The following is a 14043-nucleotide window of genomic DNA, read 5'->3' as shown; positions in this document are numbered from 1 at the left end:
GTGAAATGCCATGTCTCTCATCAATCCAAAAACCGTGGCTGGCGCGATCGGGGTTGCCATCCTGATGGGTGGCGTTGCTAGCGCTCAGGCGCAGGATCCCATCGTCATCAAGTTCTCCCACGTCGTGGCCGAGAACACGCCCAAGGGCCAGGGCGCGAAGATGTTCGCCGAGGAAGTGAAAGAGAAGCTGGGCGACCGCGTGAAGGTCGAGGTCTATCCCAACTCGTCGCTCTACGGCGATGGCAAGGAGATGGAAGCCCTGCTGCTCGGCGACGTGCAGATGCTGGCGCCTTCGCTCGCCAAGTTCGAGCAGTACAGCCCCAGCCTGCAGCTCTATGATCTCCCGTTCCTGTTCGACGATATCAACGCCGTCGACCGCTTCCAGCAGTCCGACGAGGGACAGGGCCTGCTCGACTCGATGCAGGATCGCAACATCCAGGGTCTCGCCTACTGGCACAACGGCATGAAGCAGCTTTCCGCCAACAAGCCGCTGCGTGAACCCGGCGACGCCCGCGGCCTCAAGTTCCGCGTGCAGGCCTCGGACGTGCTCGACGAACAGTTCAAGGAGCTTCGCGCCGTCCCCCGCAAGATGAGCTTCGGCGAGGTGTATCAGGCGTTGCAGACCGGCGTGGTCAACGGTCAGGAGAATACCTGGTCGAACATCTACAGTCAGAAGATGCACGAAGTGCAGCCGTACATCACCGAGTCGAACCACGGGATCATCGACTACATGGTGATTACCAACGCTGACTTCTGGAACGGGCTGCCGGATGACATTCGAACCCAGTTGGAAGAGATCCTGGCCGACGTCACACAGAAGGTGAACAAGCAGGCCTACGATCTCAACCAGGATGCCAAGCAGTCCATCGTCGATGCCGGCACCAGCGAGATCATTCAACTGACCCCCGAACAGCGTGCAGAGTGGCGCGACGCGGTTCGCCCGGTGTGGGAGAAGTTCCAGGATGATATCGGTGAAGACCTGATCAACGCTGCCGATAGCGCCAACCAGTCCGACACCACCCCGTCTGAAACCAGTCAGTAATCGAGCCGAACCATGACACGTTTCCTGCGTGCCTGGGCGCATCTGGAGGAGGGCCTGGTGGCCTTCCTCCTCGCCCTCATGACCCTGGTGACCTTCAGCTACGTGATGGTCAACAACCTCTATACCGTCTTCTACGATGCGGCGGACCTGTTCCCGTTCGCGGAAACGCCGCTCTTCGCGATCGGTGATTTCATCATCGATCTGGCCCAGGAGATGACCTGGAGCATCGCCCTGACCAAGGCGTGCTTCGCCTGGCTGATCTTCCTGGGCATTGCCTATATCGTGCGCATCGGTGCCAACATCGGGGTCGACCTGCTCGTCCGGCTGCTGCCGGAGCGTCTGCGACGCGCCGTGGGCATCCTGACATGCCTGATCTGCATCGCCTACACCGCCCTGTTCGCCGTCTCCAGCTACACCTGGGTACAGGCACTGATGCGCGCGCGGATCGGGGCCGAGGATCTCGACCAGTACGGTGTGCTGCAATGGCATATCACGATCATCGTGCCGATCGGCTTCACGCTGGTCCTGATACGCCTGATCGAGGTGCTGGTGCGCATGCTGCGCGGCAAGCAGATCACCATGGAACTGAGCAACGAGTCCACGGACGCCCTGAAGCTCAAGGAAGAAGCCAGCACTGAGGAGAAGTCGGCATGACCATCGCCTTTCTGTTCGTGGTGCTTTTCGGCCTACTCTTCCTCAACGTGCCGATCGCATTCTCGCTGGGCATTGCCAGTTCGTTGACGATCCTGCTGTTCAGCCAGGATTCCCTGAGCTCGCTGGCGATCAAGCTGTTCGAGACCTCAGAGCACTATACGCTGCTGGCGATTCCGTTCTTCATTCTCGCCGGCGCCTTCATGACCAGCGGTGGCGTGGCAAGAAGGCTCATCAATTTCGCCAACGCCTGTGTCGGGCACATTCGCGGCGGCCTGGCGATCGCTTCGGTACTCTCCTGCGTCATGTTCGCGGCGCTTTCCGGCTCCTCCCCGGCGACGGTCGCGGCAGTGGGCTCGGTGGTCATCGCCGGGATGGCGCGGTCCGGCTACACCAAGGATTTCGCCACCGGCATCGTCTGCAACGCGGGGACGCTAGGCATCCTGATCCCGCCGTCGATCGTGATGGTGGTCTATGCCACGGTCACCGAAAGCTCTGTCGGCAAGATCTTCGTCGCGGGTATCGTGCCCGGGCTGCTGCTGGGCCTGATCCTGATGGTGGCGATCTATATCGTCGCCCGCGTCAAGAAGATGCCGGCCCTGCCCCGCCCCTCGATCGGTGAATTTCTCTCCACGGCCCGCAAGGCCAGTTGGGGGCTGTTGACCATCGTGATCGTGCTCGGCGGTATCTACGGCGGCTTCTTCACGCCCACCGAGGCTGCGGCGGTAGCCGCCGTCTACGCCGGCTTCGTGGCCCTGTTCGTCTACCGGGACATCACCTTCAAGCAGTGCCCGGGCGTGCTGCTCGACGCCGCCAAGTTGTCGGTGGTGCTGATGTTCATCATCGCCAACGCGATGCTGTTCGCCCATGTGCTGACCACGGAGCAGATCCCGCAGACGATCACGGCATGGGTCGTGGATCAGGGCTTCTCGCCGATCACCTTCCTGCTGGTAGTCAATATCGTGCTGCTGGTAGCAGGATCGTTCATGGAGCCGTCGGCGATCATTCTGATCCTGGCGCCGATCCTGTTCCCGGTGGCGGCACAACTGGGCATCGATCCGATCCATTTCGGCATCATCATGGTGGTCAACATGGAGATCGGCCTGGTGACGCCGCCGGTGGGTCTGAACCTGTTCGTGGCTTCCGCCGTTACCGGCATGCCGCTGACGCGCACGATCCGGGCGGCTTCCCCCTGGCTGTTCTTGCTGCTCGGCTTCCTGCTGCTGGTCACCTACGTGCCATTCCTGTCGCTGGGCCTGCCCAACTGGCTGGGCATGCCTTAGCGAACTGGAAGAGGATCACACAACGCAACCACAGAGGGCGCCATCACGGCGCCCTCTTCGTTGAGCATGCCATCGCCCGGCTAGCCCAGCCACATGGGTCACATCGCTACTTGAACCACCAGGAAAGAATCAGCAACAGCAGCAGTACGGTGGCGATCGCCTGCCACACGTTCGCCGGCTCCCGCCACGGCGGGCGCCGGCTTTCGTCGTCGCCCTTGGGGGTCGCCCGCAGATGGTAGGCGAGCTCCGTGAGCCGCCGGAACCGCAACGCACGCAGCGGATCGAGCGAGCGCCGTAGTGCGTCGTCGAGATCCGTGCTGATCGCCGGATTGCTCAATTGGGCGCGGCGATAGGTCATCTGCTCCAGATCGGTATGGCTGCGCAGATGGTTGGGCAGCAGGGTGTAAGGCAGATGCCCGGTGAGCATCCAGTAGACGGTGGATGCCAGCGAATACTGGTCGCTACGCCGACCGACTTCGGTATCCAGCGCGTACTCCGGCGCACTGTGCTCGGTCAGGCCGACCTGACGCGCCAGCTGGCGCGCCTCGCCCTGAGCATCGCCTTCGCGCTTGTGGCAGGCGCCGAAATCGGTCAGCACCAGATTGCCGTGTCGGTCGATGAGAATGTTGTTCGGGTGGATATGCTGATGCAGCACATCGTGACGATGCAGCGCCTGTACCGCCTTGACCAGCTGCCGCGCGATGTCGAGCCGCTGGTCGAGACTGGCCTGCGGATGCCTTCTCAGCCATTCGGTCAGCGTTTCGCCGTCGACGTAGCTCATCAGGTAGTAGAGATAGCGGCGCGTTCTGGCCGGCTCCATCACCTTGACCACGAACGGCGAGTTGACGCGTTCGACGACCCACTGCTGCAGGCCGAAGTGTTCGAGATAGACGTTACGGGTCGAAAGCTCCGGACTCGGCGCCTTCATCACCATGTCGCGTCCGCTGCGCACATCCCGCACATGGTAGAGACGCGCCTTGGCAGTGCGCGACAGCACCTCGACGACTTCCAGGCCATCGAGACGCTCGCCCTTGGCCAGCTCCGGCGGCACCGGCAGATGATGAAAGACGCGGGGCTGTTCGTCCGGTTCGTCGTCGGAGAGGCGATCGACCCTCACCAGCTGGAAGCAGAACTGGTTGGCGTTGTAGCCCCGCTCGATGGCACGCTGGTTGGCGGCTTCGGCCAGCCGTTCGCAGGCGGCGTCGAGATCGCTGACATCGGCGCGGATCAGTTGCACGTACTCTGAGGGCACCAGCGTGCCGCGGACGGCCTGGGTCATGAACAGGAAGAGATCGCCCTGCTTGAGAGGAAAGGTGGAGTAGTCGATATCGACATGACCATCCATCCCCAGCGCCCGCGAAGGATAGCGATAGCCGCCCAGGTCGGTGACATGGTCGCGGGTCAGCTGTTCGAACTCCGCCCCGCGGATTCGATAGACCAGGGTATCGCCCATGTGGAAGAGATGCGCATCGTGCTGATGAAAGATCATCGCCGACAGCGAACAGATGTAGCTGCCGCCCTCGATATAGCCGCTCTGACTGTGGCACCAGCTATTCAGCGCCCGCAGCACGCGAGTGGCCGAGGTCTTGATATCCCAGTGATCCGGCGTCGAGTAGTAGTCGGCCAGAAAGCCCCTCACGCTGAGGTCGCCGGCCTGCTTGGCGATCGAGTTGCGCCAGGTAGAGTCACTGATCAGCGCACAGCCCCCCTTGGAGATCAGCTGCTCGCCCTGGGGAATTTGTACCGACATCGAGCTGCGATGCCGGTGCAGGTCCGGCGCGACGAAGGCCTGACCGTAGGTCAGTGACAGCGAACTCTTGGACAACGGGTTTCTCCCAATGGATCGACGAACGGCGAGTGATCGGGCAATCTCGGATTCACGACTGCAGGCGGCATCGGCTATCTCGCATGAACGGACGCCAATGCCCAGGTTGGTAATCGGCCTAGCCAGTTCGTATAATTCCCCCGATTTTCGCCCGCTGGTGTTCAACCTGCAAACCGCAAGGACTCAACGATGAGTTTCGACAAGATTCCCGCCGGAAAGGATCTCCCCAACGACGTGTACGTGGCGATCGAGATTCCCGCCAACCACGTGCCGATCAAGTATGAAATCGACAAGGACATGGACGCGCTGGTGGTCGACCGCTTCATGGCCACGCCGATGTTCTACCCGGCCAACTACGGCTTCATTCCGAACACCCTGGCCGATGACGGTGACCCGCTCGACGCTCTGGTCGTCACTCCCTACCCGGTCCAGCCCGGCAGCGTGATCCGCGCCCGCCCAGTCGGTGTGCTGAACATGTCCGATGAGGCTGGCGAGGACGCCAAGCTGGTCTGCGTGCCCCACGAGAAGCTGAGCACGCTCTACAACGACGTGCACGAGGTCACTGACCTGCCCGAGCTGCTGCGTCAGCAGATCGCGCACTTCTTCGAGAACTACAAGGATCTCGAGAAAGGCAAGTGGGTCAAGATCGACTCCTGGGACGGCGCCGACGCCGCCCGCAAGGCCATCGAGAAGGCCGTCGCCGCCTACGAGAACGAATAAGCGCCGCGACTGTTCATCGAGCCTCGGCTTTCGTTCGAGGCTCTGATGAAACGATGAAAAACGCCGCCCCGGCATCGAAACCGGGGCGGCGTTTTGCGTTACGGCTCATCGGCCGGTCAGGTCAGGCTCACAGCTGATTGCGGATTTTCTCGACCAGCTGAGACGCCCGCACCGTGTAGTTGGCCATCATCAGCGAGTGGTTGGCGAACAGCCCGAATCCGGAGCCATTGAGAATGACCGGGCTCCAGACCCGCGCCTGGGAGCTCTCCAGCTCCGCCACCAGCTGATCGAAATCGGCGCCGACGCCGCTGCTTTCGATGGCATCGGCGTAATCGATTCTGGCGGCCTGCATCAGCTGCGCCAGCGCCCAGGTGGTGCCGCGGGCCTCGAAGAACACGTTGTCGATTCGCAGCCACGGCGTGCTGTCGTCCTGCTCATCGCCGTTCGGCGACTGACCGACGTTGGCGGCCAGCTGCCGGGTCTGGGCCTCCAGACGCTGCTGAACCTGCGCCAGCCAGTCGGAGAGCGCCGAAGCATCGAGCGAAGCGGGTGCGTCAGTCGAAGCGGCAGCGTCCTGATTGGGCGCCCCCGGGCCGGCAGCATTCTCCACGGCGGTGAAGGCTTCGCCGAGATTATTGCGCGCCGCGCGCAACACGGTTTCGGAGGCCGGCCAGCGCCAGCTTTCCAGATCGCCGGCGAGCGATTCGTTGGCCTGCGCCAGCGGCGCATCGCCCGCGCTCAGCGCTTCACCCAGCAGGGTTACCGCATCGCGGACCTGCCGGGTCACGCCGGCTTCCCAGTTGGGCATGTTGTCGAGCCACAGACCGGGCGGCATCACATCGTTGCGAAGGTAGCCGCCGGGCTTGTCGAGCAGCGTATCGAGAATCGAGATGTTGCTGGCAAGAAGCGCTTCGCCAGGCGCGATGGCCGGCGGCGATTGGGCGTCATCGCCGCCGGTATCCACGCTCTGCGGGAACCCGCGCTGCATCTGGACCGCCTGCCTGGGGTCCGTCGGTGACGGCGTCCAGCTCCACCAGATGCCAAGAACGATGCAGACCAGCAGATAGATGACGACCAGTGCCACCAGCGGCTTCCAGATCCAGCCGTACTGGGGCGTTTCGAGAACCTCGGTGCGCGATAGCGGCGCCTTCTTGCGAAACAGGGCCATGGACGATCCTTGTGATTGCTGAGAGTGGGAAAACCGGTCGTGACGATGGTTGTAAAGACCGGCCCGGAAGGCCGGCGTCAACGGAAACAGGGTTGGGAAAGAATTGACTCTATCCTATCATGCTCCCCGTCACACGCAGCCCGTCTTTCGCTGCATATGGGCCTACTGCACTGTCGCCGCGGCACTTTTCTCGCCCCGTGCGATCAAAGCATCATTCGCTTTTCGGTAAGTACGTATGCAGTAAGCACGTGCGCGGCATGCCCTGGTTCATGGGTCACCATCGCCGGGCACGCCAGATCTGCGCTTTCATCGCTGTCAGGAATTCATGTTTTGACGTCACGCTTTTACGGATGTCTCCTGGTGCTCGGCTACTGCCTGTTGGCAGCCCTTGCCCCAGCCCAGGCACAGGACTCTCCCGCTTCCTCGAATCAGGCCGCCTTTGCCGCTCGCGGCGGCAACGAGTTCCTGCCGGTCGACCAGGCCTTTCATGCCTACGCCTGGCATGACGATGAACGGGTCTATGTCGGCATCCGCAACCAGCCCGGCTACTATCTCTACCGTCATCGCTTCGGCCTGGAAAGCCGCCAGCCCGAGATCGCGTTAGGATCGCTCCGGATCCCGCCCGGCCAGTTCAAGCACGATCCCTATCTGGGCGATGTCCACGTCTTCCATGATCCGGTCGAGATCAGCGCACCGCTGGCCGACAGCGCACATTTCGATCCCGAAGCACCGATACCGATCACGCTCTCCTTCCAGGGTTGTGCCGATGCGGGGCTCTGCTATCCCCCCGAGCACTGGACGCTGACCGCCAAGGCCGGGCCGCCGCCCGCCGCCTATCGCGATGCCAGCAGTGACGCCAAGGCCTCGCCGATCCTATCGCCGGCTTCCGGTCCCGAGGCCACCCGCGATCCTTTTTCCGCATCGCCCGGAGACGAACCGCTCTCGAATTCGGCCGCCGTCCCCGAAGCGTCCATCTCCGAAACGTCTATCCTCGAAGCGTCTATTCCCGAAACGTCTAGACCAACGGTGGCCCCGTCGCCCGATTCAGCCAGCGAGAGCTCCGCGCTGCCGATCGCCACCGCCGATGGCCAGTTTCAATCCCTGCTCCGTGAAGGCCTCGGAGCGAGCACGCTGGGGCTTTTCTTCCTCGCGGGGCTAGGGCTGACCTTCACCCCTTGCGTGCTACCCATGCTGCCGATCCTGACCTCCATCATCGTGGGCCAGAGCGCGCGTCGCGGGCGGGCGCTGCTGCTGTCGACGAGCTATGTGATCGGCATGGTCTCGACGTTCACGCTGCTCGGCACGTTGATGGGCGTCTTCGGCGCCTCGCTCAATCTCCAGGCGCGGCTGCAATCCGGCTGGATACTGATCCCCTTCGCGCTGCTGTTCGTGCTCTTCGCGATAGCGATGTTCGGCGCGTTCGACCTGCGGCTGCCCAACGGGATCAGCCAGCGGGTCGATACCTGGCAAGGCCGACTGCAGCGTAGCGGCCCGCTCGGCCTGGCCGCGGCCGGCGCCCTGTCGGTGCTGGTGGTTTCGCCCTGCGTCTCCGCACCGCTGGCGGGCGCGCTGGTCTTCATCTCCTCCACCGGCGACGCCCTGGGCGGTGCACTGGCGCTACTCGCGCTCGGCGCCGGCATGGGGGTGCCGCTGATTCTCGTCGGGACTTTCGGCGGGCAGTGGCTACCCCGCACCGGCGCCTGGATGAAAGGCATCAAGGCGTTGTTCGGCGTGATGCTGCTGGGTGTCGCGATCTGGCTGGTCGAGCGCCTGCTGCCGGCACCGGCGGTCTTGCTGCTGTGGGGAGCGCTGACGCTGGGTTGCGCGCTGGCACTGGGCGCGCTGGATCGACAGATCGGCGGCGGCTGGTCGCGGGTCCGCCAGGCGGCCGGCTGGGTACTGCTGGTGTGGGGCGTGGCGATGATCTGGGGCGCGGCCCAGGGCAGTGGCGATCCACTGCGCCCGCTATCGGGATCGAACACCGAGGCATCTTCGGAGGCATCGAACCTGACCTTCGAGACCGTCAATCACCTCGACCAGCTCGAGTCGGCGCTGGCCTCGGCGCGAGCCAGCGGGCGGCCGGTGATGGTCGACGTCAGCGCCGACTGGTGCATCTCGTGCAAAGTGGTGGAGCAGACGGCCTTCCCCGCGCCGGCCGTGGCCGAACGCCTGGCGGATTTCACATTGATCCGCGCCGACGTGACCCAGGACACCGCCGCAAGCCGCACGCTGCTCGAGCACTACCAACTGTTCGGCCCGCCGGCGCTGCTGTTTTTCGCCGACGGCACGGAGCTTCGACGGGCCCGCATCCAGGGGGAAGTCGACGCCGAAGCGCTGGCTCGCCACCTGAACGCGGTGAATCGGCTGGCACATGACCGCGCTTCAGCGGCGTCCGGTTCTTAGTTCTTAGTTCTTGGCTCTCGGTTCCTGGCTTTCTGCTCCAGTTCTCAGTTGCTGTTCAGGGTTCTTCGCCGTTAACCCTCGGCAAGGGGAACCAAGCATTAACGAACATCGTTCGATGGTGAGGGTGGACACTCTCAGCATTTTTCGGCAAACTTCGACACCAACGAAAACGGTGCGCCGAGACGGCATCTTGCAGCAAAGTGACGCGATCTTGACAATCCATGAAAGGGTTAACAGCGCAAGGACAGTTATGGCTAGACTCCTGGTTCTCAACGGTCCCAACCTGAATCTGCTCGGCACACGCGAGCCGGCTGTCTACGGCACGACCACCCTGGAGGACATCCGGATTCGCTTGACCGAGCGCGCATTGAGCGCCGGTCATCAACTGGATTGGCTACAGTCCAACGCCGAGCATGAACTGGTCGAGCGAGTACACCGCGCGAAGCAGGAGAACATCGATTTCATCCTGCTCAATCCGGCCGCCTTCACCCACACCAGCGTGGCCCTGCGCGACGCGCTGACCGGTGTCGCCATCCCGTTCATCGAACTGCACCTTTCCAACGTGCACGCGCGCGAACCGTTTCGTTCACATTCCTATTTCTCCGACGTCGCCCGTGGCGTCATCGCGGGATTCGGCGCCGATAGCTACGTGCTGGCGCTGGATGCCGCGTTCAGGCAGCTGGATCGAGACTGATCCCTTTTTTCGCCAGCGGACGTTTAGCGACACGCGTCGCACGCTACTGTCATATCCGACTTCCATATCCAACTATCGCATTCAACCAAACCGAGACATCGCCATGGATATACGCAAGGTCAAGAAACTCATCGAACTCCTGGAAGAGTCCAACATCAGCGAAATCGAGATCCAGGAAGGCGAAGAGTCCGTGCGCATTAGCCGCCACCCTAACGGTTTCGGCGCCATGCAGCAGCCAATGGTCATGCAACAGCAGCAGCCGATGGCACCTTCCGCGCCAGCGGCACCGAGCGCGCCGGTTGCCGAAGCCGGCGACGCGGCACCGGCCCAGCCTGCCGGTCACGCAGTGACCTCGCCCATGGTCGGCACCTTCTACCGCTCCCCGGCGCCGGGCGCCAAGGCGTTCGTCGAAGTCGGCCAGAGCGTCAAGAAAGGCGATACCGTGTGTATCGTCGAAGCGATGAAGATGATGAACCAGATCGAAGCCGACAAGGATGGCGTGATCGAAGCAATCCTGGTCGAGGATGGCGAGCCGGTCGAATTCGACCAGCCGATGATCATCATCAACTGATCATCTTCCACTAGGGCCACACGAGCGAAACCATCATGTTGGACAAGGTACTCATCGCCAACCGCGGCGAGATCGCCCTTCGCATCCTGCGCGCCTGCAAGGAGCTGGGGATCAAGACCGTGGCGGTTCATTCCAAGGCCGACCGGGAGCTGATGCACGTGCGCCTGGCAGACGAAGCCGTCTGCATCGGCCCCGCTTCCTCGGCGCAATCCTACTTGAACATCCCGGCCCTGATCAGCGCGGCCGAGGTGACGGATTCCAGCGCCATCCACCCCGGCTACGGCTTTCTCGCCGAGAATGCCAACTTCGCCGAGCAGGTGGAGCGCTCCGGATTCACCTTCGTCGGGCCACGCGCCGAGACCATCCGGCTGATGGGCGACAAGGTCAGCGCGATCAACGCCATGAAGGCAGCGGGCGTGCCGACGGTGCCGGGCTCCGACGGCCCGCTGCCGGACGACGACGCCGAGATCCGTCGTATCGCCGGCCGTATCGGCTACCCCGTGATCATCAAGGCGGCAGCCGGTGGTGGCGGCCGCGGCATGCGCGTGGTGCGCAACGATGATGAAGTCGCCAAGGCGGCCAGCGTGACGCGCTCCGAAGCCGCAGCGGCTTTCGGCGACGGCACCGTCTACATGGAGAAGTTCCTCGAGAACCCGCGCCACGTGGAAGTCCAGGTGCTGGCCGACGGTCAAGGCAACGCGATCCATCTCTTCGATCGTGACTGCTCGCTGCAGCGTCGCCACCAGAAGGTGCTCGAGGAAGCCCCGGCACCGCATCTCGACCCGGAAGCGCGCGCCAAGGTCCTGAAGGCCTGTACCGACGCCTGCATCGAGATCAACTACCGTGGCGCCGGCACCTTCGAATTCCTCTACGAGGACGGCGAGTTCTTCTTCATCGAGATGAACACCCGCGTCCAGGTCGAACACCCCGTGACCGAAATGGTCACCGGCGTCGATATCGTCAAGGAACAGCTGCGTATCGCCTGCGGTCAGCCGCTGTCGATCCGTCAGGAAGATGTCGAACTGCGCGGCCACGCCTTCGAGTGCCGCATCAACGCCGAAGACTCCCGCACCTTCATGCCCTCCCCCGGCAAGATCAATCTCTACCACCCGCCGGGCGGTCTCGGGGTACGCATGGATTCCCACATCTACACTGGCTACAGCGTGCCGCCGCATTACGACTCCCTGATCGGCAAGCTGATCACCTGGGGGGCGGATCGCGAAATAGCCCTGGTGCGGATGCGCAATGCGCTGGACGAGCTGCTGGTCGAAGGCATCAAGACCAACATCGATCTGCAGAAGGATCTGGTGCGTGACAGCGCCTTCCAGCGTGGTGGGGTCAATATCCACTACCTTGAAAAGAAGCTCGGGCTGAGCTGAGTTCCGAGCATTGACGACGGGGCGGCCTATCCTTCGAAGGCCGCCCCGTTTTCGTCCTGATCTTCACTCGATCCTCAGGCTCTGCCTGAAACCGGCGAGCCCGGCTCATGCAGACAGAGCACAAACTTCATTCCGGGAGAGCTACCCATGGCGTGGCTACAACTCAAGGCATCCATTGCCCCCGAGCAGGCCGAATGGCTGGAAGAACTGCTGCTTGCCGAGGGCGCCAGCGCGATTACCCTGCAGGACGCCCACGACGAGCCGGTGTTCGAACCCGACCGCGGCACGACGCCGTTGTGGTCGGAAACCGTACTCACGGGGCTTTACGACGACCTCAACGAGGTCGAGGCGATGATCGAACGCGTTCAGCGCGCGTGGGCCGAGCAGTTGCCCGACGACCCGGCGCCGCAGATCGAGTACGAGCTCCTGGCCGATCGCGACTGGGAGCGCGAATGGATGGACGGCTTCGAACCGCTGCGCATGGGCCAGCGCCTGTGGATCGTGCCGAGCTGGCACGAGGCGCCCGATCCCGATGCGGTCAACCTGCTGCTCGACCCCGGCCTCGCCTTCGGCACCGGCACCCACCCCACCACCGCACTCTGCCTCGGCTGGCTGGACGCACAGGATCTCGTCGGGCGACAGATTCTCGACTACGGTTGCGGTTCCGGCATTCTCGCCATCGCCGCGCTCAAGCTGGGAGCCGATACCGCCGTCGGTGTCGATATCGACCCGCAGGCACTGCAGGCGAGCCGCGACAACGCCGAACGCAACCAGATCGACGAGGCGAGCCTGATCCTCGATTACCCGGAAAAGATCGGTCGGGGCGAGTTCGAGATCGTCGTCGCCAACATCCTGGCCGGGCCGCTGATCGACATGGCCTCGACGATCGCCGCCCGGGTCCGGCCCGCCGGCCAGCTGGCGCTGTCGGGCATCCTCGCCGCCCAGGCGGAATCGGTGCTGGATGCCTATCGCGGCCAGGGAATTCTCATGGACGAGCCGCAGGAAAAAGAGGGCTGGGTTCTGCTGACCGGGCACCGGCCGGGCTGAGGTTTTGTAAAGCCGCTCCCTCGTCTCGGCCCTCCGGCTGTCTCGGCCCTCCGGCTGTGAAGACATTCATGCGGCATTGCCCACGCCTGAAAGCGTTTCATGCGGTACCTCTGCGCGCTACGGCTTAGGTCGCGAGTCGACAAACAGCGCTTCAACAACGCCGGGGTGATCGGTATCATAGCCTCCCCGTTTTGCCTGAGCCTATGTAACGATGCGTGATTTGGTGTCACCGCAGACCGATCGCCCGTTACCCCGCATCGGCCATCACACGCTACCCAACCGCGTGATTCTGGCCCCCATGGCCGGGGTAACCGATCGTCCTTTCCGACAGCTTTGCCGCGAGCTGGGCGCCGGGCTGGTGGTGTCGGAAATGGTGACCTCCGACAGTCGGCTGTGGCATACCCGCAAGTCTCGCCAGCGCATGATCCATCGCGGCGAGCCGGGGCCACGTTCGGTACAGATCGCCGGCGGCGACCCGCAGATGCTCGCCGAAGCCGCACGACTCAACGCCGAGGCCGGCGCCGAGATCGTCGACATCAACATGGGCTGCCCGGCCAAGAAAGTCTGCAACAAGGCGGCGGGCTCTGCCCTGCTGCGAGACGAGAAGCTGGTCGCGGACATTCTCGACGCCGTGGTGGCGGCAGTCGACATTCCGGTCACGCTGAAGATTCGCACCGGCTGGTGCGCCGAGAGCCGCAACGGGGAACGTGTCGCCAGGCTTGCCGAGGACGCCGGCATCGCCGCGCTGGCCGTGCATGGCCGGACTCGCGAGCAGCGTTACACCGGGACGGCCGAATACGACACCATCGCCGCGATCAAGCAGCAGGTGTCGATACCGGTCTTTGCCAACGGGGACATCACGACGCCGCAACGCGCCGCCGAAGTACTGGCCTACACCGGCGCCGATGCGGTGATGATCGGCCGCGGTGCCCAGGGCAACCCGTGGCTGTTCAGAGAGATCGAGCATTACCTGCGTACCGGCCGCGAACATGCGCCGCCCAGCGCGGAAGAGATCGCCACCACCATGCAACGTCACCTGCGCGCGCTGCATGAGCATTACGGCGACTATCTCGGCGTCAGAGTCGCCCGCAAGCATGTCGGCTGGTATCTCGCCGCGCGTGACCCCGGCCGCGAACACCGTGCCCGTTTCAATCGTCTCGAGCAGGCCACGCAACAATTCGAGTTTCTCCATGAACTCTTTCGCGGTGACGCCGCCGCGATCGGTAACGGAACCCACGCAGCATGAATAGCCGGCAGCCT

Annotated in this window: 12 protein-coding genes; 10 read left to right on the top strand and 2 right to left on the bottom strand. The window is 63.4% G+C overall.

Annotation, left to right across the window (positions count from 1 at the left end):
* The first annotated feature begins 10 nt into the window (after positions 1-10).
* From ACWHY3_RS06790 to ACWHY3_RS06780, 3 genes are read left to right on the top strand one after another with little or no spacing between them, the layout of a single operon-like run.
* Positions 11-1042, top strand: a complete 1032-nt coding sequence (locus ACWHY3_RS06790; protein WP_442978322.1) for a TRAP transporter substrate-binding protein — start codon at positions 11-13, stop codon at positions 1040-1042.
* Between the two features lie 12 nt (positions 1043-1054).
* Entirely contained in the window at positions 1055-1696 is a 642-nt protein-coding gene (locus ACWHY3_RS06785; RefSeq protein WP_071232921.1) for a TRAP transporter small permease, read from the top strand.
* Positions 1693-2976, top strand: a complete 1284-nt coding sequence (locus ACWHY3_RS06780) for a TRAP transporter large permease (RefSeq protein WP_071232922.1) — start codon at positions 1693-1695, stop codon at positions 2974-2976. The genes ACWHY3_RS06785 and ACWHY3_RS06780 overlap by 4 nt, the downstream gene beginning before the upstream one ends.
* A 106-nt stretch (positions 2977-3082) precedes the next feature.
* Here ACWHY3_RS06780 and ACWHY3_RS06775 read toward each other — a convergent pair whose 3' ends face one another.
* Positions 3083-4801: a protein kinase domain-containing protein gene (locus tag ACWHY3_RS06775; protein WP_448127884.1), complete on the bottom strand. Its 1719-nt coding sequence runs from the start codon at positions 4799-4801 to the stop codon at positions 3083-3085.
* A gap of 189 nt (positions 4802-4990) precedes the next feature.
* On the opposite strand from ACWHY3_RS06775, the gene ppa reads away from it, so the two are divergent.
* Positions 4991-5521, top strand: coding sequence for an inorganic diphosphatase (ppa, locus tag ACWHY3_RS06770; protein ID WP_087717955.1), 531 nt, complete (start codon positions 4991-4993; stop codon positions 5519-5521).
* Between the two features lie 127 nt (positions 5522-5648).
* Here ppa and ACWHY3_RS06765 read toward each other — a convergent pair whose 3' ends face one another.
* Positions 5649-6689 carry a DUF2333 family protein gene (locus ACWHY3_RS06765; protein WP_087717956.1) on the bottom strand — a complete coding sequence of 347 codons (1041 nt, stop codon included), beginning with the start codon at positions 6687-6689 and terminating at the stop codon, positions 5649-5651.
* A 330-nt stretch (positions 6690-7019) separates the two neighbouring features.
* Here ACWHY3_RS06765 and dsbD point away from each other — a divergent pair, with 330 nt between their 5' ends.
* From dsbD to dusB, 6 genes are all read left to right on the top strand, one after another.
* Positions 7020-9092, top strand: coding sequence for a protein-disulfide reductase DsbD (dsbD, locus tag ACWHY3_RS06760; RefSeq protein ID WP_448127883.1), 2073 nt, complete (start codon positions 7020-7022; stop codon positions 9090-9092).
* A 250-nt stretch (positions 9093-9342) separates the two neighbouring features.
* Positions 9343-9786 (top strand): type II 3-dehydroquinate dehydratase, encoded by a 444-nt coding sequence (gene aroQ / locus ACWHY3_RS06755; RefSeq protein ID WP_087717958.1) that lies wholly within the window; start codon positions 9343-9345, stop codon positions 9784-9786.
* Positions 9787-9889: 103 nt separating this feature from the next.
* The gene (gene accB / locus ACWHY3_RS06750) at positions 9890-10357 is read left to right on the top strand and encodes an acetyl-CoA carboxylase biotin carboxyl carrier protein (RefSeq protein WP_071232928.1); all 468 of its coding nucleotides are present in this window, start codon (positions 9890-9892) and stop codon (positions 10355-10357) included.
* A 35-nt stretch (positions 10358-10392) separates the two neighbouring features.
* Positions 10393-11736, top strand: coding sequence for an acetyl-CoA carboxylase biotin carboxylase subunit (accC, locus tag ACWHY3_RS06745; RefSeq protein ID WP_087717959.1), 1344 nt, complete (start codon positions 10393-10395; stop codon positions 11734-11736).
* Positions 11737-11883: 147 nt separating this feature from the next.
* Complete coding sequence (gene prmA / locus ACWHY3_RS06740; protein ID WP_303853402.1) at positions 11884-12783, top strand: 50S ribosomal protein L11 methyltransferase; 900 nt, start codon at positions 11884-11886, stop codon at positions 12781-12783.
* A 211-nt stretch (positions 12784-12994) separates the two neighbouring features.
* A complete protein-coding gene (gene dusB / locus ACWHY3_RS06735; RefSeq protein WP_332778888.1) occupies positions 12995-14029 on the top strand; it encodes a tRNA dihydrouridine synthase DusB in 1035 nt (344 codons plus the stop codon).
* Positions 14030-14043 lie beyond the last annotated feature (14 nt).

Source organism: Salinicola sp. NYA28a (assembly GCF_976982775.1).
This window is presented reverse-complemented; position numbering and strand designations above follow the sequence as displayed.

Excerpts from the sequence above, each read along its gene's own strand:
- ACWHY3_RS06790 (WP_442978322.1), top strand. The coding sequence starts at position 11 with ATGTCTCTCATCAATCCAAAAACCGTGGCTGGCGCGATCGGGGTTGCC.
- ACWHY3_RS06785 (WP_071232921.1), top strand. The coding sequence starts at position 1,055 with ATGACACGTTTCCTGCGTGCCTGGGCGCATCTGGAGGAGGGCCTGGTG.
- ACWHY3_RS06780 (WP_071232922.1), top strand. The coding sequence starts at position 1,693 with ATGACCATCGCCTTTCTGTTCGTGGTGCTTTTCGGCCTACTCTTCCTC.
- ppa (WP_087717955.1), top strand. The coding sequence starts at position 4,991 with ATGAGTTTCGACAAGATTCCCGCCGGAAAGGATCTCCCCAACGACGTG.
- ACWHY3_RS06765 (WP_087717956.1), bottom strand. The coding sequence starts at position 6,689 with ATGGCCCTGTTTCGCAAGAAGGCGCCGCTATCGCGCACCGAGGTTCTC.
- aroQ (WP_087717958.1), top strand. The coding sequence starts at position 9,343 with ATGGCTAGACTCCTGGTTCTCAACGGTCCCAACCTGAATCTGCTCGGC.
- accB (WP_071232928.1), top strand. The coding sequence starts at position 9,890 with ATGGATATACGCAAGGTCAAGAAACTCATCGAACTCCTGGAAGAGTCC.
- accC (WP_087717959.1), top strand. The coding sequence starts at position 10,393 with ATGTTGGACAAGGTACTCATCGCCAACCGCGGCGAGATCGCCCTTCGC.
- prmA (WP_303853402.1), top strand. The coding sequence starts at position 11,884 with ATGGCGTGGCTACAACTCAAGGCATCCATTGCCCCCGAGCAGGCCGAA.
- dusB (WP_332778888.1), top strand. The coding sequence starts at position 12,995 with ATGCGTGATTTGGTGTCACCGCAGACCGATCGCCCGTTACCCCGCATC.